At 69.6% G+C, this 18,094-nt stretch carries 17 protein-coding genes; 7 read left to right on the forward strand and 10 right to left on the reverse strand.

What is annotated here, in order from left to right; translation table 11 throughout:
• Window positions 1–69 precede the first annotated feature (69 nt).
• The 4 genes from mutL (at window position 70) to NKG98_RS10325 (ending at window position 4,547) form a co-directional block, all read left to right on the forward strand.
• Window positions 70–2,178 (forward strand): DNA mismatch repair endonuclease MutL, encoded by a 2,109-nt coding sequence (gene mutL, locus NKG98_RS10310; protein WP_254765840.1) that lies wholly within the window; start codon window positions 70–72, stop codon window positions 2,176–2,178.
• A gap of 56 nt (window positions 2,179–2,234) precedes the next feature.
• Entirely contained in the window at window positions 2,235–2,855 is a 621-nt protein-coding gene (locus tag NKG98_RS10315; RefSeq protein ID WP_254765841.1) for an RNA 3'-terminal phosphate cyclase, read from the forward strand.
• A 197-nt stretch (window positions 2,856–3,052) separates the two neighbouring features.
• Window positions 3,053–4,006, forward strand: a complete 954-nt coding sequence (gene kdgK1, locus NKG98_RS10320; protein WP_254765842.1) for a bifunctional 2-dehydro-3-deoxygluconokinase/2-dehydro-3-deoxygalactonokinase — start codon at window positions 3,053–3,055, stop codon at window positions 4,004–4,006.
• 43 nt (window positions 4,007–4,049) lie between these two features.
• The gene (locus tag NKG98_RS10325) at window positions 4,050–4,547 is read left to right on the forward strand and encodes a GNAT family N-acetyltransferase (RefSeq protein ID WP_254765843.1); all 498 of its coding nucleotides are present in this window, start codon (window positions 4,050–4,052) and stop codon (window positions 4,545–4,547) included.
• 61 nt (window positions 4,548–4,608) lie between these two features.
• Here the strand turns inward: NKG98_RS10325 and NKG98_RS10330 are convergent, their stop codons facing one another.
• Entirely contained in the window at window positions 4,609–5,913 is a 1,305-nt protein-coding gene (locus NKG98_RS10330; protein WP_254765844.1) for an RNB domain-containing ribonuclease, read from the reverse strand.
• A 52-nt stretch (window positions 5,914–5,965) separates the two neighbouring features.
• Window positions 5,966–6,256 carry a DUF7562 family protein gene (locus tag NKG98_RS10335; protein ID WP_254765845.1) on the reverse strand — a complete coding sequence of 97 codons (291 nt, stop codon included), beginning with the start codon at window positions 6,254–6,256 and terminating at the stop codon, window positions 5,966–5,968.
• Between the two features lie 123 nt (window positions 6,257–6,379).
• Here NKG98_RS10335 and NKG98_RS10340 point away from each other — a divergent pair, with 123 nt between their 5' ends.
• A complete protein-coding gene (locus NKG98_RS10340; RefSeq protein ID WP_254765846.1) occupies window positions 6,380–6,859 on the forward strand; it encodes an RNA-binding protein in 480 nt (159 codons plus the stop codon).
• Window positions 6,860–6,863: 4 nt separating this feature from the next.
• Here the strand turns inward: NKG98_RS10340 and NKG98_RS10345 are convergent, their stop codons facing one another.
• The 3 genes from NKG98_RS10345 to NKG98_RS10355 form a co-directional block, all read right to left on the reverse strand.
• On the reverse strand, window positions 6,864–7,574 hold the full coding sequence (locus NKG98_RS10345; protein ID WP_254765847.1) for a DUF1028 domain-containing protein: 711 nt from the start codon (window positions 7,572–7,574) through the stop codon (window positions 6,864–6,866).
• 74 nt (window positions 7,575–7,648) lie between these two features.
• On the reverse strand, window positions 7,649–9,076 hold the full coding sequence (locus tag NKG98_RS10350; protein ID WP_343230392.1) for a S8 family peptidase: 1,428 nt from the start codon (window positions 9,074–9,076) through the stop codon (window positions 7,649–7,651).
• Window positions 9,077–9,553: 477 nt separating this feature from the next.
• On the reverse strand, window positions 9,554–11,038 hold the full coding sequence (locus NKG98_RS10355) for a S8 family peptidase (protein ID WP_254765849.1): 1,485 nt from the start codon (window positions 11,036–11,038) through the stop codon (window positions 9,554–9,556).
• A gap of 195 nt (window positions 11,039–11,233) precedes the next feature.
• On the opposite strand from NKG98_RS10355, the gene NKG98_RS10360 reads away from it, so the two are divergent.
• Window positions 11,234–11,593, forward strand: a complete 360-nt coding sequence (locus NKG98_RS10360; RefSeq protein WP_254765850.1) for a cell division protein SepF — start codon at window positions 11,234–11,236, stop codon at window positions 11,591–11,593.
• A 134-nt stretch (window positions 11,594–11,727) separates the two neighbouring features.
• Here NKG98_RS10360 and NKG98_RS10365 read toward each other — a convergent pair whose 3' ends face one another.
• Complete coding sequence (locus NKG98_RS10365; RefSeq protein ID WP_254765851.1) at window positions 11,728–13,914, reverse strand: elongation factor EF-2; 2,187 nt, start codon at window positions 13,912–13,914, stop codon at window positions 11,728–11,730.
• Window positions 13,915–14,102: 188 nt separating this feature from the next.
• Here NKG98_RS10365 and NKG98_RS10370 point away from each other — a divergent pair, with 188 nt between their 5' ends.
• A complete protein-coding gene (locus NKG98_RS10370; RefSeq protein WP_254765852.1) occupies window positions 14,103–14,858 on the forward strand; it encodes a DUF5781 family protein in 756 nt (251 codons plus the stop codon).
• A gap of 350 nt (window positions 14,859–15,208) precedes the next feature.
• On the opposite strand, the gene NKG98_RS10375 is transcribed toward NKG98_RS10370, so the two are convergent.
• The 4 genes from NKG98_RS10375 to NKG98_RS10390 form a co-directional block, all read right to left on the reverse strand.
• Window positions 15,209–15,817, reverse strand: a complete 609-nt coding sequence (locus tag NKG98_RS10375; RefSeq protein WP_254765853.1) for a 30S ribosomal protein S7 — start codon at window positions 15,815–15,817, stop codon at window positions 15,209–15,211.
• Window position 15,818: 1 nt separating this feature from the next.
• Window positions 15,819–16,247: a 30S ribosomal protein S12 gene (locus tag NKG98_RS10380; RefSeq protein WP_254765854.1), complete on the reverse strand. Its 429-nt coding sequence runs from the start codon at window positions 16,245–16,247 to the stop codon at window positions 15,819–15,821.
• A gap of 153 nt (window positions 16,248–16,400) precedes the next feature.
• A complete protein-coding gene (locus NKG98_RS10385) occupies window positions 16,401–17,618 on the reverse strand; it encodes an alpha-hydroxy-acid oxidizing protein (protein WP_254765855.1) in 1,218 nt (405 codons plus the stop codon).
• Between the two features lie 53 nt (window positions 17,619–17,671).
• Window positions 17,672–18,091, reverse strand: a complete 420-nt coding sequence (locus NKG98_RS10390; protein WP_254765856.1) for a NusA-like transcription termination signal-binding factor — start codon at window positions 18,089–18,091, stop codon at window positions 17,672–17,674.
• Window positions 18,092–18,094: the final 3 nt, after the last annotated feature.

Consider the following 18,094-nt stretch of genomic DNA (forward strand, 5'->3'; position numbering starts at 1 on the left):
CGTTCCGAAGTGAACACACTGATAGGCGGCCGCTTCGTACCCGTCGTCGAACGCCGTGGGGATCGACCGATGACAGACGACACCGACATCCGTCCGCTCGACGAGGACACCGTCGCCCGCATCGCCGCCGGCGAGGTGGTCGAGCGGCCCGCCAGCGCCGTCAAGGAACTCGTCGAGAACGCCCTCGACGCCGACGCCTCGCGGATCGACGTGGCCGTCGAGGCCGGCGGCACGGAACTGATCCGGGTCGCCGACGACGGCCACGGGATGACCGAGGCCGACGCTCGCGCGGCGGTCCGCCAGCACACGACGAGCAAGATCGACGGCCTCGAAGACATCGAGTCCGGCGTCGCCACCCTCGGCTTCCGGGGGGAGGCCCTGCACACCATCGGCTCGGTCTCGCGGCTGACGGTCGAGACGCGCCCCCGCGGGAGCGCCGAGGCGGGAACGAAACTCGTCTACGAGGGCGGCGAGGTGACGGGCGTCGAACCGACGGGCTGTCCCGAGGGGACGGCCGTCACGGTCGAGGACCTCTTCTACAACACGCCCGCGCGCCGGAAGTTCCTCAAGACGACCGCGACGGAGTTCGCCCACGTCAACCGGGTCGTCACCCGCTACGCGCTGGCGAACCCGGACGTGGCCGTCTCGCTCTCCCACGACGGCCGCGAGGTGTTCGCGACGACCGGTCAGGGCGACCTGCAGGCGGCCGTCCTCGCGGTGTACGGCCGCGAGGTCGCCGCGTCGATGATCCCCGTCGACGCCGGACCCGACGACCTCCCGCCGGGTCCCGTCGAGTCCGTCTCGGGGCTCGTCTCCCACCCGGAGACGAACCGTTCGACCCGCGAGTACCTCGCGACGTACGTCAACGGCCGCGCGGTGACGGCGCCAGCCATCCGCGAGGGGATCATGGGCGCCTACGGCACGCAACTCGGCGGCGACCGCTACCCGTTCGTCGTCTGCTTCCTCGACGTCCCCGGGGACGCCGTCGACGTGAACGTCCACCCGCGAAAGCGCGAGGTCCGCTTCGACGACGACGACGCCGTCCGCCGGCAGGTCGACGCCGCCGTCGAGGCCGCGCTGCTTGACCACGGCCTGCTGCGCTCGCGGGCCCCGCGCGGGCGGTCGGCGCCCGACGAGGCGAGCGTCGAACCCGAGACGCCGGCCGGGGCGAGGGACACGGCGACGGCGAGTGCCGAGGCCGACTCGCGGAACCCGACCCCCGAACCGACGGGGACGAATCGCCCCGACGGCGTGACGGACGGCGAGTCGACCGGCGAGCGTGCGTCGGGGACGAGCGCCGGCGCCGACGCCGAACCCGACGGGACGGCGAGCGCTGGCTCGGCTACCGCCCCCACACCCGAACGAGCGCCGTCGGCCGACGCCCCCGGGACGAGCGAACCCCGTTCGGACCCGTCCGACCGGCACCCGTCCGCGCGAGGTCGCGAAGCCAGCGCGGACCCGGGCCGCCGGGAGCGCGAACGGGACGCCGCCGACCGGGCCCGCAAGTTCGCCGAGGCGACCGAACAGCGGACCCTCGACGGCGAGGTCGCGACCGGCGACGCGACGTTCGACTCGCTGCCGCCGCTTCGGGTGCTCGGCCAGTTGCACGACACGTACCTCGTCTGCGAGACGCCCGACGGCCTCGCGCTGATCGACCAGCACGCCGCCGACGAGCGGGTCAACTACGAGCGCCTGCGCGAGGCGTTCGCCGCGGACGCGACCGCGCAGGCGCTGGCCGAACCCGTCGAAATCGAACTCACCGCGGCCGAGGCGGAGGCGTTCGCGGGCTACCGCGAGGCGCTCGAACGCCTCGGCTTCTACGCCGACCGCGTCGACGACCGGACGGTGGCGGTGACGACCGTACCGGCGGTGATAGAAGCGACGCTCGAACCGGACCGCCTGCGGGACGTCCTCTCGTCGTTCGTCGAGGGCGACCGAGAGGCCGGCGCCGAGACGGTCGAGGCGCTGGCCGACGAGTTCCTCGGCGACCTCGCCTGCTACCCGTCGATCACGGGCAACACGTCGCTGACCGAGGGCTCCGTGGTCGACCTGCTCGCGGCGCTGGACGACTGCGAGAACCCCTACGCCTGCCCGCACGGCCGGCCCGTGATCGTCCGCATCGACGAGGACGAGATCGAGGACCGCTTCGAGCGCGACTACCCGGGCCACGCCGGGTGAGCGGGGGCGACGGCGAACGCGCAACGCGTTTCCCCGAGGGCGACCTCACCGACGGTATGCGCGAACTCGACGGCGCCGACGCCGGCGGGCAGTTCCTGCGAACCGCGCTGGCGCTCGCGGCGCTCGAAGACGAGACGGTCCGGATCGAGAACGTCCGCGGCGGGCGGGAGACGTCCGGCCTCCGACCCCAGCACCTCGCGGCGGTCGAGACGCTGGCCGCGATCCGCGACGCCGACGTCGCGGCCAGACAGGCCGGGGGCGCGCTCGAACGGCTCGCCCCCGCCGACCGCGGTCTCGAAGTGGCCGAGCGCGTCGAGACGACGGCCGCGAGCGACTGTCCCGGCTCCGCCGTCGTCCTCCGGGTCGACCACGGGAGCGGCGTCGCCGGCTTCTCGGCGCTGGGCGAACCCGGGAAACCCGCCGAGCGCGTCGGCGAGGCGGCCGCCGACGCCGCGGACCGGTTCCTCGCGGGCGACGCGCCGGTCGACCGACACGCGGCCGACCAGTTGCTCCCGCTGCTCGCGCTCGCCGGCGGGCGCGTCCGGATACCCGCGGTGACCGGCCACGTCGAGACGGGGCTCGCGCTGCTCGAAACGCTCGGGTACGAGATCGGCCTCGAAGCGGGCGACGCGGACGGGGGAGCGGTCGTCGCGGCCGAGCCGCGAACCCGCCCGTGACAGGCGAGCGCGCCCGCGGATCGGCGGTGGCGAGCCGTTCGGCCGAGCGCCGTCGCCTGCGACGCGCCCGCGGTGACGCCGAGGGAACCGGCGCCGGCGCCCGCCGTCACCGACACAACTTATAGCCCGGCCGGTCATTGCCGAGACATGACCGACGCGAACGCCGCCGGCGCGGGGCCGGTTCGGGGGTGGAACCGATGAGCGACCTCGTCACGTTCGGCGAGACGATGCTGCGCCTCTCGCCGCCGGGGAACGAGCGCCTCGAAGCGGCCACCGAGTTCGAGGTTCGTGCGGCCGGCGCAGAGAGCAACGTCGCCATCGCCGCCGAGCGCCTCGGCGCGGTGTCGACGTGGACCTCGAAACTGCCGAACTCGCCGCTTGGCCGGCGGGTCGCGAGCGAACTTCGCGGGTACGGCATCGAGACGGAGATCGTCTGGAGCGACGAGGGCCGTCAGGGGACCTACTACCTCGAACACGCGGGCAAACCCCGCGGGACGAACGTCGTCTACGACCGCGCGAACGCCGCGATCACGACCGCCGAGGCCGGCGAGTTCGACCTCGGGCTGATCGAGGACGCGCGCGTCTTCTTCACGACGGGGATCACGCCGGCGCTGTCGTCGACGCTTCGCGAGACGACGCTGGCGATGCTCAAGGCCGCCAAACGCGGCGGGACGACGACCGCGTTCGACCTCAACTACCGCCGGAAGCTCTGGACGCCGGAGCAGGCAAAGGAGACGCTCACGAAGCTGTTCCCGGGGATCGACGTGCTCGTCATCGCCGCCCGCGACGCCCGGACGGTGCTCGGCTACGAGGGCGAACCCGAACGGCTCGCCCACCAACTCGCCTCGCAGTTCGACTTCCGGACCGTGATCGTCACCCGGGGCGAGCGCGGCGCGCTCGCCTGGCACGACAACGTCGTCCACGAGCACGACGCCTACGAGACCGAGACGGTCGACCCCATCGGCACCGGCGACGCCTTCACCGGCGCGTTCATCGCCCGTCGACTCGCCGGCGAGGGCGTCCCGAAGGCGCTCGAGTACGCCGCCGCGACCGCCGCGCTCAAGCGGACCATCCCCGGCGACGTCGCCCTCGTCACCAAAGCGGAGGTCGACGCCGTCGTCTCCGAGCGGAGCACGGAAATCTCGCGGTGAGCCGGCGGAGGGTTTTTCGACCGCGTCGAGAGAGCGCATCCCCATGACGCGACCGATCCGTCCCGCGACGACCGACGACGCGGCGTCGATCCGCGACGTCGCCCGCGAGAGCTGGCACGCCGCCTACGACGCGTTCCTGGGCGAGGAGACGGTCGAGGAGACGATCGACGAGTGGTACGCCCGCGACCAGTTGCGCGAGTCGATCGCGGACGACGGCGCCCGCGTCTTCGTCGCGGAGGGAGCGTCGACCCTCGTCGGCTTCGTCCACGCCGGCCCCGCACGCGAGGAGCCGTCGGTCGCCCACCTCGTCCGCCTCTACGTCCGGCCCGGGATGTGGGGCGAGGGCGTCGGGAGCGCGCTGCTCGAACGCGCCGAGACGGCCCTGCGCGAGGACGGGTACGACCGGCTCCGGCTGGTCGTCCTCGCGGACAACGAGGTCGGCGTCTCCTTCTACGAGTCGCGGGGGTTCGAGCGGATCGAGGCGCGCGAGAGCGGACTGCGGGAAGACCTCGAAGAGTACGTCTACGAGAAGGGGCTGTGAGGTGGGCTACAGCGTCTTCTCGGCTTCTGCTCCTGCGCCGCTCGCCGCTTCGAGGCCTCGCTTACAACGTGCGCTCGGCTTCTTCGTCTTCGACCACGTCGATACCGCGGTTGTTGACCGCCATCGGATCGAGGCCGACCTCCTGGAGGAACTGCTTGTACTCGCGTTCGCACTGCTCGGCGGCCTTCTGCTTGTCGCTGGCGCGGTCACAGAGCGCGACGAGGTTCTCCGGGACGTCGTTCCGGTAGACGATCCAGTGGTTGATCAGGTCGCTGAGCCTGCGGATGGGGCTCGTGAAGTGGCCGTAGATCTCGAAGTTCAGCGCGTGGTGGCCGCCGAAGGGGTCGTTCATGTACTTCGCGCGGGGCATCACCTTCATCACGGCCCACTGGATCTTGTCGAGTTGCCGGCCGGGGGCGGTCTCCAGCGTCGCGTTCACCGCCTTCCGGGGGTCGTCCCACGTGTCGCCGGGGATCGAGACGCCGTCGAGTTCCTGAATCTCCTGGAGGGCCTTCGACCACTCGTCGGGGGTGGGCTGGGGGTGGACGCGGTACATCGCCTCGACGCCGCGATTCCACATGAGTTCGTGCGTGACGGCCTTGTTGGCCTTCAGCATGCACTCCTCGATGATCGTGTGCGCGCGGTCGCGACTCGGGTTGAGCACGAGCGAGCCGTCCTCCTTGCGCTGTTCGTGCATCCGGTCTGCGAGGTCGTAGACGAGCGAGATCCCCTCGTGCAGCGGCGCGTCGGGGTCGTCGAGGCGTTGTTCGGCCTGCGAGTAGGTGAGTCGCTCGTCGGACTCGATGACGGACTTGTAGATGTCGATCGACTCGTAGGAGAGGGTCTCCTCGTCGAGGTGCATCTCGACGGTGTGGGCGAACCGCTCCTCGTTGGGGACCAGCGAACAGACCGACTCGGCCAGCACCGGCGGGAGCATGTGGATGGTGTACCCGGGCAGGTAGACGGTGTTGCCGCGCTCGACGGCCTCGGCCCACATCGCCGACTCGGGGTGGACGTAGTGGGTGACGTCGGCGATGTGGACCCAGAGGACGTAGCCGTCCTCGCGCTTCTCGATCGAGAGCGCGTCGTCGAAGTCCTGGGCGTCGACGGGGTCGATCGTCCACGTCGTCAGGTGCCGCAGGTCCTCGCGCTCGTCGATCTCGGCGGTGATCTCCGACTGAACGTCCCCCGTTCGCGCCTCCGCCTCCTCGATCACCTCGGGGGGAAACTCGTCGCGAATCTCGAACTTCTCGAACAGTTCCTCGCGCTTGTTCTCGAGGTGGCGCGCGAGGTCCTCAGAAATCTGGACGGGGCCCTGGCCCTCGGCCGTCCCGGCGTCGGCCTGCGCCTGTGCGTCGTCGCTCATACTCCTGCCTACGGAGGTGAGCGCCAAAGACGTGTCGGGACGGTCGCCGAACTCACGACTCCTCGAGGGGCCCGTAGCGCTCCTCGACGGTCGCGAGGTACCACGAGAGGAACTCCGCCTGCGAGCGCTCGCCCGCTCCGAGTTCGATCAGCAGGTCTTCGAGTTCGTCCCGCGACTGGTGACAGAGGTCGTTGTCGCAGGGCTTGCAGAGGTACTCGAACTCCTTGCCGTCGCGGTCCCAGCGGTCGCCGTGCTTGTCGTACTCGCGGGCGTCGTCTCTGGCGACGGTCTCCCCGCAGGCGATGCACGTCACCGTCTCCGCCCGCCACCGGGAGGGCCACATAGTAGGACCCTCGGCGTGGGACCACTTAGCGACTAGCACAATCACATCTTACCGCGACGGTCGCGGAACCCGACCGGTCGGGAGAACGGGCGTTTTATACCTCGACCGGCCGTCCACCCGGACATGCAGGTCAAGTCCCGACACCACCTCCGGAGCGACGCCGTCGCGGACCTCGAGGACGCCGCCGAAACGCAACTCGGCGTCTCGCTCGACGGGGACGCCTACGAACGCGTCGAGTTCGAGGACAGCGACCGCGAGGTGGTCCTCGTCGACGGTCAGCCGCAGGTGGCCTACTTCGACGAGGGGCCGTTTCTCACCGTCCGCGGCGCGAACGCCTACGACCCCGAGCGGCGGGTCGTCACCGTCGACGCCGGCGCCGTCTCGTTCGTCAGCGACGGCGCCGACGTGATGCGCCCCGGGATCACCGAGGCCGACGAGGGCATCGAGGCGGGCGACCTCGTGCTCGTCGCCGAGGAGTCCCACGGGAAGGTGCTCGCGGTCGGCCGCGCCCGCGTCGACGGCCCGGAGATGCTTGGCGACGAGGGGAAGGTCGTCGACTCGCTGCACCACGTCGGCGACGAACTGTTCGGCTTTACCGGCTGAGAACTCAGTCCTCCGCCGCGTCCATCGAGTCCTCCTCGTAGGCCTCCTCGTACCGCGCCATCGCGTCCTCGTAGCCCCGCTGTGCGAGGTCGTAGGTCTCGCGCAGGTCCGCGATCGGCGTCTCCGTCGCGTCGACGCGCAGGTCGTGGGTGAACGGCGTCAGTTCGTACTCCTCGGTCGTCCGCACGAGCAACGCGGCGCTCTGGATCGGGAGTTCCTCGCGCCTGTCGCCGCCCTCGGCGTGGCCCGCCTCCAGTGCGTCGATCAGGCGCTTCGCGAGCGGTTCGTCCCGGTCGCCCTCGCGGTAGGTCGCCGCGGTCGCCTCGATCACCGACTCGCCGGTCAGGAGGTTGCCCGCGACGGTGAAGGTCTCGCCCTCGACGTGGCCGTACCAGTCCTTGCACTCCTCGCCGGAGAACGCGAAGGTGCCGTCGGCGTCGACGCCGTGTAACTGGCGCTGGGACGCGCCGTCGTCGGCGGCGAGCAGCGCCTCGAGGGCGTCCTCGACGGCGAGTCCCTCGTCGACGTACCGGATCCCGCGCCGGCCGAGGTCGACGTTCACGAGGCTCTGGGTCGCCACCGCGCCGTTCTCGCTGGCGAACGGACAGAGGGTGCCGACGCCCGGCAGGCGGGTCGTGACCGCGACGCCGAAGCGTCGCCGTTCGTCGCCGTTCCCGTCCTCGTACCGTTCGCGGACGCAGATGCTGAAGGTCACGGCTGGCCACAGGGATCGAACCGGCAAAAAAGTCGCTATCGGGAGACGATTCGAAACCGGGTCGGCGCGACGGCTTACGCGCCCTCGATGCGCTCGCGCAGGCTGATGCCGGCGTGGCCGCTCGCACCCACGGCGATGCCGAGCAGGTACAGCGCGGTCAGCACCACCCCCAGCGACGCGCTGGCGGCGCGCGAGTCGGTCGCGTCCTGTCGGTTCGACAGGTCGGCACAGACCTCGACGATCTCGCGGGTCGCGCGGGTCGTCAGGCTGTTGGGGTGGTCCGCGAGCGTCGTGGCGATCGGCGGGCTGATCCGGTAGTACAGTCCGACGAGCGCGCGCCCGATCGGCGTCGCCGACATCGACTCGTCGCGGAACCGCCGCAGCGAGTCGAGCGTGTCGCTCTCGCCGGCGGTCGCCGTCGTGATGTAACAGCCGCCGCCGTCGTCGTTCTGACACGCGGTCTCGCCGTCACACGTGCTCGGCTCCTCGAGGCCGAGCGAGGCCGCGACGTTGAGCCGACCGTAGCCCTGGTCCGCCTCACACCGGCAGATGTCGTCGGCCCCGTCGCGCAGTTGCTGGCGGGCATCGCTGGCGGAGGCGCCGTTGGCGATCAACACCGCGCCACCGCCGGCGACGTGCGGGCACGCCATCGACGTGCCGTCGAGCGTGTTGTAGCCGCCATCGTTGTACGTCGAGTAGACGCCGGCGCCGGGTGCGGCGATCTCGATCTCGGGGCCGGTCGAGGAGAACGATGCCAGGTCGTCGTTCTCGTCGGTCGCGCTGACGGCGACGACCTCCGGGTAGGCCGCCGGATGGCTCACGCAGTCCGAACAGGGGCCGTCGTTGCCGGCGGCCGCCACCAGCAGGACGCCCTCGCTGTCGGCGTACTGGACGGCGTCCTCGACGACCGAGGAGGCGCTGCCGCCGAGGCTCATGCTCCCGACGTCGTAGCCCTGATCGGCCGTCCACTCGATGCCGGCGGCGATGTCGTCGTAGTACCCGCTGCCCTGGCTGTCGAGTACCTTCGCGGCGTGCAGGGTCGCCTCGGGGGCGACGCCGACGACGCCCTCGTTGTTGTCGACGGCGGCGACGGTGCCCGCACAGTGGGTGCCGTGGCCGTTGTCGTCGTCCCACGAACCCGTGCCGGTGAAGTCCGCGCCCGCGCCGAGGTTGGCCTCCAGGTCCGGGTGGTCCTCGTCGATGCCGGTGTCGATGACGGCGACGTCCGCGCCGTCGCCGGTGTAGCCGCCGTCGTGTGCGACGTCGGCCCTGACGGTCTCGATGCCGTACGGCGTCGACTGCGCCAGCGCCTCCATCGTGCCGTTCTCTTCGACGTACCGGACGTTCGGGTTGTTCTCGAGGGCCTCGATCGCCGCCTCGGAGAACCGGCCCGCGACCGCCTTTCCGATCGATCCGAAGTCGAGTTCGCGACGCACCGATTCCGCCGCCGCACGAACGTCGCCGAGGCCGCCATCGGCGACGACGCCGACGACGTGACCCACACTTTCGTCGTTCGCGGATGCCTGTCCCGCCAGCGCGGCCGTACCGACGCTTGCACCGACTCCTCGAATGACCGTTCGCCGTGAGATTCGATCATTTGCCATGGTAATTAAACCACACGACCAGTGTTAGCTATCCGAATATAAATCCACCCGTTCGTTAACGATATGCTATTATAATTTCCTGTTTTTATCTCTACGAGCGTATTTGCCCAAGATTTAAATTAGGGAGCGTGCGGGAGTCGTCCGTGCGGTCGGCACCTCGGCGGAGGCCGGCGAGTCGTCATCGAACCGGGGGTCGACTGCGCCGTTCTCGCTGGCGACCGGACAGGGGGTGCCGACGCCCGGGACGGGTCGTGGCCGCGACGCCGAAGCGGCGGTGGATCTCGCCGTCGTTCTCGTACTCCTCGCGGACGCAGTCGCTGAACGGCCGGGGCGACGCGCCGTCGCGTCGAAAAAGATCGGCCCGCGGCAGCCCCGTCAGAGCGACTGCGTGTCGGTCGTCTCGTTGCCCGCGGCGTCCGTGACCGCAAGGCGGACCGCGTCCGCCGCGCCGCGCGTGCGGAGGCCGTGCTCGCCCGACGCGCTCGCGCCGGAGACCGAGGACGTCTCCTCGTCGACGACGACGTCGCCGTCGAGCAGTTCGCTGGTCACCGACGCGAGGTCGCCGTCGGCGTCGGAGACCGACCACTCGACGTCCGCACGGGTCCACGGCCCGGAGGTCCGGGTGGAGACGACGAACTCGTCGATCGAGGGCGCCGAGTCGCCGTCACCGCCGCCGCCGTCGTCGATGCCGAGCGCCGCGGCGACGTTGACCCGGCCGTAGCCCTGTTCGTTCTCGCCGAGGCCGACGTCGTCGGCGGTTTCGCGGAGGCGCTGGCGCGCTTCCGTGTCGGTGTAGCCGTTGGCCATCAACTGGGCGGCGGCGCCGGAGACGTGCGGGCACGCCATCGACGTCCCCGAGAACCGGTCGTAGTCGCTCCGCGGGATCGACGAGAGCACGTCGACGCCGGGCGCGGCGAGTTCGACCTCCGGCCCCGTCGAGGAGAAGTCCGCGAGGTCGTCGTTCTCGTCGGTCGCGCTGACGGCGACGACCTCCGGGTAGGCCGCGGGGTAGCCGACGCAGTCCGAGCAGGGGCCGTCGTTGCCCGCCGCGGCGACGAGCAACGTTCCCTGCTGGCGGGCGTAGGCGCAGGCGTCCTCGACGACCGAGGAGGCGTCGCCGCCGAGGCTCATGCTCCCGACGTCGTAACCCTGATCGGCCGTCCACTCGATGCCGGCGGCGATGTCGTCGTACGACCCGCTGCCACAGCAGTCGAGTACCTTCACCGCGTGGAGCGTGGCGTCGGGCGCGACGCCGACGACGCCCGTGTCGTCGTCGACGGCGGCGACGGTACCCGCACAGTGGGTGCCGTGGTCGTTGTCGTCGTCCCACGCCTCGTAGCAGGTGCTGATGTCGTTCGGGTCACAGAAGAGGCCACTGGAGCAGTCGTTCTGACAGGCGGCCTCCTGTGTGGCCCACCCCTCGCCGAGGTTGTCCGCGAGGTCCTCGTGAGTGGCGTCGATGCCGGTGTCGATGATCGCCACGTCGGCGCCGTCGCCCGTCTCGCCCGCATCGATCGCGAGGTCCGCCCCGACGGTCTCGATGCCGTACGGCGTCGTCTGGGCGAGCGCGCGCATCGTCCCGTTCCTCTCGACGTACCGGACGTTCGGATCGTTCCCGAGGGCCTCGATGGCCGCCTCGGAGAACCGGCCAGCGACCGCCTTTCCGATCGATCCGAAGTCGAGTTCGCGCTTGACCGACGTCGCCGCGCTACGGGCCGCGCTCGCGCCGCGGTCGGGTTCGACGCCGACCACGTACTCGTCGCCCTCGCTCGCGGTCGCCTGTCCGGCGAGCGCCGTGCCGGCGACGCCGGCGCCGACGCCGCGAAGTACCGTCCGTCGTGAGATGTGCTCATTTGTCATGGTTATTCAAACCACGGTGACGGTCACCAGATCCCGAATTATAAACCGACCGGTTGTTCTCCCGGAACGACCACTTGCAGGAATACAGATCGGCGACGTCGGACGGCGAATCGGCGGAACGGTCCCGATCGGCACGCGATCCGGACACTCCGTCTGACGTAAGAACTATACTCGCGGCTGCGGTCGGTGTTCCCTATGGGATTGATGAGCAAAATCCTCGGCGGCGGCCAGTCCCGGTCGGCCGAGGACTACGTCGAACTCGACCTCGACGACGTCGCCGGCGGCGGCAGCGAGGCGACGATGCACGTCCACGTCGCTGAGATCGACGGCCAGGCGTCGGTCATCGACATCAAAGACGCCGTCTACGACGGCGACGTCGTCGTCGCCGACATCACCCGCCTGCGGACGAAAGACAGCACGGTCGAGCACATCATGGACGAACTCCGACAGGTGGCACAGGAGGTCGACGGCGACATCGTCCAGAAGGGCGACGACCAGATCATCGTCACTCCCACCGGCGTCCGGGTCGGGCGGGAGAAACTCGGGAAGCGGTAAGTCGACTCGGTCTCGTTCTCGTCGGTCGCAGTAGCGCGTCGGGAGCGGTCGCCGCGAGGTTCCCGCCGGCGGGTCACCGCGCAGTCGCGTCGCCGTCGCTACGGGACGGAAGCGAGGGGAGAGAAATGGGGGAGTTAGAAGTAGTCGATGCTCGGGGGCAGTTCGAGCTTCATGCCCTTGCGCTCGCGGATCTCCATGATCTTCTCGGACTGCAGCGAGTCGGCCATGACCTCGAAACCGGCGTTCTCGGTGTTCCAGGAGGCACGGCCCTCCGTGGCGGAGCGGATGTCGGAGGCGAAGCCGATCATCTCCTCGACGGGCGCGATGCCCTCGACGACCATGAGGTCGCCCTCCTGGTACATGTCGTCGACGCGGCCGCGACGGCCCTGAATCTCGCCGGAGGCGGCGCCCATGTGGTCGTTGGGCACGTCGATACGGACGTCCTGCATCGGTTCGAGCAGCTTGATCCGGCCGTCGATCAGCGCCTTGTGGACGGCCTCACGGGTCGCCGGGATGACCTGTGCGGGACCGCGGTGGATGGTGTCCTCGTGGAGTTTGGCGTCGTGGAGGCGGATGAGCGAGCCCTGAACCGGCTCGTTTGCCAGCGGACCGTTGTCGAGGGCCTCCTCGAGCCCCTCGATGACGAGTTCCATCGTCTCGTTCAGGTGCTGGATACCCTTCGTGTCGTCGATCAGGATGTTCGTCCCGTGGATGTGCTCGACGTTCTGGGACGTGTCCTTGTCCATGCCGGCTTCCTGGAGCGCCTCACGGCGTTCGAGTTCGGGCATGTCCATCGACGCCTCGCCGAGCTTGATCGTCTCGACGAGTTCCTCGCCGAGGGGTTCGACGGAGATGTAAAAGCGGTTGTGCCGGTTGGGCGAGATGCCCTCGACGACGTCGCTCCCGCGCTGGACGGCCTCGCGGTAGACGACGATCGGCTCACCGGTGTTGACCGGGATGCCCTGATTCTTCTCGATGCGCTGGGTGATGACTTCGAGGTGGAGTTCACCCTGCCCGGAGATCAGGTGCTCGCCGGTGTCCTCGTTGATCGTGATCTGGATCGTGGGGTCTTCCTTCGAGACCTGCCGGAGCGTCTCGATGAGCTTGGGCAGGTCGTCCATGTTCCGTGCCTCGACGCTCTTCGTGATGACCGGCTCGGAGATGTGCTCGATCGACTCGAACGGCGTCATCTCCGCCTCGGAGACCGTCGAGCCGGCGATGGCGTCGCGGAGGCCGGTGACGGCGGCGATGTTCCCCGCCGGGACGTGCTCGACCTCCTCGCGCTCGCCGCCCATGAAGATGCCGACGCTCTGGATGCGGTTCTTGCCCGCGGTGCCGGAGACGTACAGCTCCTGACCCTTCTCGATCGTCCCGGAGAAGACGCGGCCGGTCGCGATCTCGCCGGCGTGGGGGTCCATCGAGATGTCGGTGACCATCAGGACGACCTCGCCGTCCTCGTCGACGACGCGCATCGACTCGGCGACCTCGGAGCTGTCGTCGCCGCGCCAGATACGCGGGATACGCCGGGGCTGGGCTTCGAGCGGGTTCGGGAAGTGCTCACAGACCATGTCCAGCACGACGTTCGACAGCGGCGTCTTCTCGTGGAGCTCCTGGCGCTTGTCGCTGCGTTCGAGTTCGATGATGTCGCCGAAGTCCATGCCGGTGCGCTGCATCGAGGGCATCGAGACGCCCCACTTGTACAGCGCCGAGCCGAAGCCGACGGTGCCGTCCTCGACGGAGACGGTCCAGTCGTCGACGTCGTCCATGTCCTCGGTCATCCCGCGGATGAGTTCGTTGACGTCGTGGATGACCTTCAGCAGGCGCTCCTGCATCTCCTGGGGCCCCTCCTGGAGCTCCGAGATGAGGCGGTCGACCTTGTTGATGAACAGCGCCGGCTTGACGCCCTCGCGCAGCGCCTGTCGCAGCACCGTCTCCGTCTGGGGCATCGCGCCCTCGACGGCGTCGACGACGACGAGCGCGCCGTCGACGGCGCGCATCGCGCGGGTGACGTCGCCGCCGAAGTCGACGTGACCCGGCGTGTCGATGAGGTTGATGAGGTGGTTGGTCCCCTCGTACTCGTGGGTCATCGAGACGTTCGCCGCGTCGATGGTGATCCCACGCTCCTGTTCGTCCTCCTCGGTGTCCATCGCCAGCTGCTGTCCGGCGGTCTCGTCGGAGATCATGCCGGCGCCAGCCAGCAGGTTGTCCGAGAGGGTCGTCTTTCCGTGGTCGACGTGAGCGGCGATGGCGATGTTCCGGATGTTCTCCGGCTCGTCCATCAGCCGTTCACACTCTTGGACGATCTTCTTGCGTCGGCCCATATACGCCCCTTTACCGGTAGCGGGGTCAAAAGGGTAGTGTTTCGTCGTCGCCGGAATCGGCGAATACTCGGCCTCGAACGCCGGAACGTCAAATTTACGTGAGTGAATGCCACGCAGTAAGCGCCCCGTTCCGACCTGCGAAGACGAGCGCAAGAGCCATACAACTACGGCCCTTGGTAGACTCACGCATGGATCTGCGAATCCAGGGGTCGGGGCCCACCGCTCCATTTCTCGGCGCTCGCGACCTCTTCGAGACCGAACGGGACCTCTCGCTGCCCGTCCACGTCCGCCTGCGAGAGGACCCCGACGAGCGGACCTGGGCGGGCCACTACGACGACCGGCACGTCCTCAACATCTCCAGACAGGCCGCTTCGAGCGCGCTCGCACGCGAACTCGCGCTCCACGAGTTCGCCCACATGGCCCGCCACGAGGAAGAACACCCGTCGCACGTCCAGTCGACCGAGGAAGCCCTCTACCTCGCGCTCGCCGGCCGGCGAGTCGAGCGGCGCAAACTCGCCCACTGCTACCAGATCGCAAACCACATGAAAGACATCTACGCCGACGACATCACCCTCGCGGTCGGCCCCGGCGAGAAACTGCTGGCGTTCCTCGAATCCTCGCTGGCGACGGCGGTCGCCGACCGCCCGCAGGCGCCGCCGCGGCCGGGCCACCGGCGCATCTCCGCGAGCGCCGACCCAGAGATCACGGCCGTCAACGCGGCGTTCGCGCTCGCGCTGGCCGAGCGCCACGACCTGCTCGAACCGGGCCACCGGCTGTACGACCTCGCCCACGCCGCCTCGATGGACGCCCCCGGCGTCGACTTCGAGGGCTTCCGGGAGCGGTTCCGGGAACTCGCCCGCGAACCGGACGCGAGCACCTACCGGCAGACGCTCGTCGAGGCGACGCGGTCGTACGTCGGCGGCGAGGGCGTCGCGGCGGACTGACTCCGACCCGAATCAGCCGACTGCGCCGCCCCGACCGTTTCGGGCCGGCTGAACGGTTTGAATTTGAATCCTCCCGAACGGGAGTGAACGCGCCCGGACTACCGGCCGGGTTGACGTGTCGTCCGACGCGTCTTTCGCTCGCCGATGACCAGGTCGACCGACAACGACGCCGGCGTTTCGCGACGAACACCGAGGTGATCTACGAAGACGAGACCGCCGAAGAATAAGCGCCGCGACCGGCGGACGGCGGCGTCGCTCCGTTTCGAGTGGCGGTGTCGCGGTCGTCGTGTTCGAGCGTCGAACGACGAGAAAACTGTCGAAAACCGACGGGAATACCGCTGCGAACCGACTTAGCGGGCAGCCGCCGCGACGCGCTCTTTCTCCTCTTTCTGGCCGATGGCGTAGGTCCCGACGTCGTAGTTCGCCGCGCCGATGAGTTGGCTGGCGATGGCCTCCTCGGCCGTGGTCGGCGACTTGAACGAGGCGTTGTGGACGCCCTCGGCGATGAACTTCAGCGCCTGGTCGACGCGGCGCTGGGGCGCGACGTCGACCGCCTTCGGGACCGAGATGCCGCCGTACTTCAGCCGGACGGTCTCCTCGCGGGGCGCCGCGTTCTCGACGGCCGTCACGAGCACCTGCACCGGGTTCTCGTCGGTGCGCTCGTGGACGATGTCGAACGCTTCGCGCACGAGGTTGAGCGTCTGCTGTTTCTTGCCCGTGTTCTCCTCGGTCTGCATCAGCCGGTTGATGAACCGCTCGACGACCGAGATTTCGGACTTCTGGAACTGCTTTCGGGCGTGGCGACCCGCGGTGTGGGCGACGGGCGTCACCGAGATGTACCGCTCCGTCGAGGGGTCGTTGTACTCGATCTCGCTTACCTCCCACTTCCCGAACAGCTTCGCCGAGAGGTCGCCGCCGCCGGCCGGGGCCTCGGGTTCGGGTTGGTCTTCCGTGCTCATGTTAGCGCACCGGTTTCTCCGCGTTGCCCCGCACCAGTTCGAGCAGCGACACGCCGTTTACCTTCTCGACCTTGTAGTTGACACCGGAGAGGTCGCCCATCGCGCGACCCTTCGCGCCGCCGATGCCGGCGATGGTCACTTCGTCGTGTTCGTCGATAAACGAGATGGCGCCGTCGCCGGGACAGAAGGCGGTGACCTGCTTGCCGTTCTTGATCAACTGGACCCGGACGCACTTCCGGATCGCCGAGTTGGGCTGTTTCGCCTCGATGCCGACTTTCTCCAGTACGATGCCTCGGGCCTGCGGGGCGCCCTCGAGGGGGTCCGACTTCTCGCGGAGGCCCCGGGCACGGCGCGCGTAGTCAGAGTCGGACCACCGCTGATTCTGGCGGTCCTTCTTGAGCTTGCGCGCGGCGTACTTGCCGTTTGCCATAGTACCCGTGGCTATCCGACGAAGGCACTTAAGCGCCCCGTTTCCGACGGGCCGTTACGCCGCGAGAGCGCCCGATGGAGGGGAACGAAGCGATCTCGTGGCGTTTCGTCGCGTAAACGGTACGCTCGTTGAGCGAACCGCGGCCGACGGCGATCAGCGCGTCTCGACCGACGGCGCCGCGGCCTCGAGCAGTGCAGACCGGTCCAACTCGGCCACCGACGCCCGCCCCGACAGCCCGAGCGTCAGGTCCAGGTCCGCGAGGAAGTTCCGGCACACCTCCCGCACGCCGTCCTCGCCGTCGACCGCCAGCCCGTAGACGTACGGCCGGCCGAGCAGCACCATCTCGGCGCCGAGCGCCAGCGCCGTCACCGCGTCGGCGCCCCGCCTGATCCCGCTGTCGAACAGCACGGGGGCGTCGCCGTACCCGGCGTCAGCGAGCCGGTCGACCACCCGCGGCAGCGCCTCGATCGCCGGCAGGGCGTTGTCGACCTGTCGGCCGCCGTGGTTCGAGACGATCACGCCGTCGGCGCCCGACTCGACCGCCAGTTCGGCGTCCTCGGGGTGGACGATCCCCTTGACGAGGATCGGCAGGTCGGTCAGCCCCCGGAGCCACTCCAGATCCGCCCAGGTGAGCGAGGCGTCGCCGAAGACGTCGACGAACCGCATGACCGCGGCGTCGGGGTTATCCTCGGGCGGGTCCGCCAGCAGGTCCCGGAAGACGGGGTCCGAGAAGTAGTTCGCCACCCCCTCGCCGTCGAGAAAGGGGAGGTACGCCCGCTCGACGTCGCGCTCGCGCCAGCTGATGACCGGCGTGTCGACCGTCACCACGAGCGCCTCGTAGCCCGCCTCCTCGGCGCGCTCGACGAAACTCGCCGTCAGGTCGCGCTCGGAACTCCAGTAGAGCTGGAACCAGCCGGGTGCGTCGCCCAGTTCGGCGGCGACGTCCTCGATCGTCTCCGAGGCGGCCGAACTCCCGACGAACGGCAGCCCGAGGTCCGCGGCCGCCCGCGCCGACGCGAGCTCCCCCTCCTCGTGGAGGATCGACTGGACGCCGATCGGCGCCAGCGCGACCGGCGCGGGGTAGCGCTCGCCGAAGAGGTCGACCGAGAGATCCCGCGAGGCGACGTCCCGGAGCATCCGGGGGACGATCCGCCAGCGCTCGAACGCCGTCCGGTTGGCCCGCTCGGTTCGCTCGGCGCCCGCGCTGCCCGCGACGTAGGCGAACGCCTCGGGGTCCAGCGCCTCCTCGGCCGCCGCTTCGAGGGTCTCGTACGACGGCGGCAGCGACGGCGGCTGTCCGGCGAGCATTCCCTGCGTGTAGACTTCGACCAGCCGTTCCCGGCCGTACGAGGGCGAGTCGTCCTCGGTCATGGCAGCCGCTCTGTCACGAACGACCGTATAGTTCCGGGTCGGGAGCGCGGCCCTCAGAGCAACTGCACGTCGTCGATGCCGAAGTGCCGGTCCGCGAGCGTCCGCACGGCCTCGATGGTCCGGCCGTCGCTGCCGATGGCGACGCCGCGGTCCTCGCTTGCGACCTCGACGTAGGCGACGGTGCCGGCGTTCTCGCTGAGCGTGACGTTGTAGACGGCGGCCGGCGCGAGCGCGTTCGCGACGAACGCCGCGGGTTCGTCGGCGCCCTCGACGAGGCGGACGGACCGGTCGACCCGCTCCTCGAACCGTCGGACGCGGCGGCCGCCGGGGCCGATGGCCGTGGCCATCTCGCCCGGTTCGACGACGACCAGCAGGCGGCCGTCCTGACGGACGCAGTCGCGGCCGGTCGCGCCCGTCACCTCCTCGAACAGCGCGAGCGTGCGGCGGGCGTCGTCGTCGAGCGTGACGCCCATCAG

The sequence above is a fragment of the Salinilacihabitans rarus genome, from assembly GCF_024296665.1.
GTDB lineage: Archaea > Halobacteriota > Halobacteria > Halobacteriales > Natrialbaceae > Salinilacihabitans > Salinilacihabitans rarus.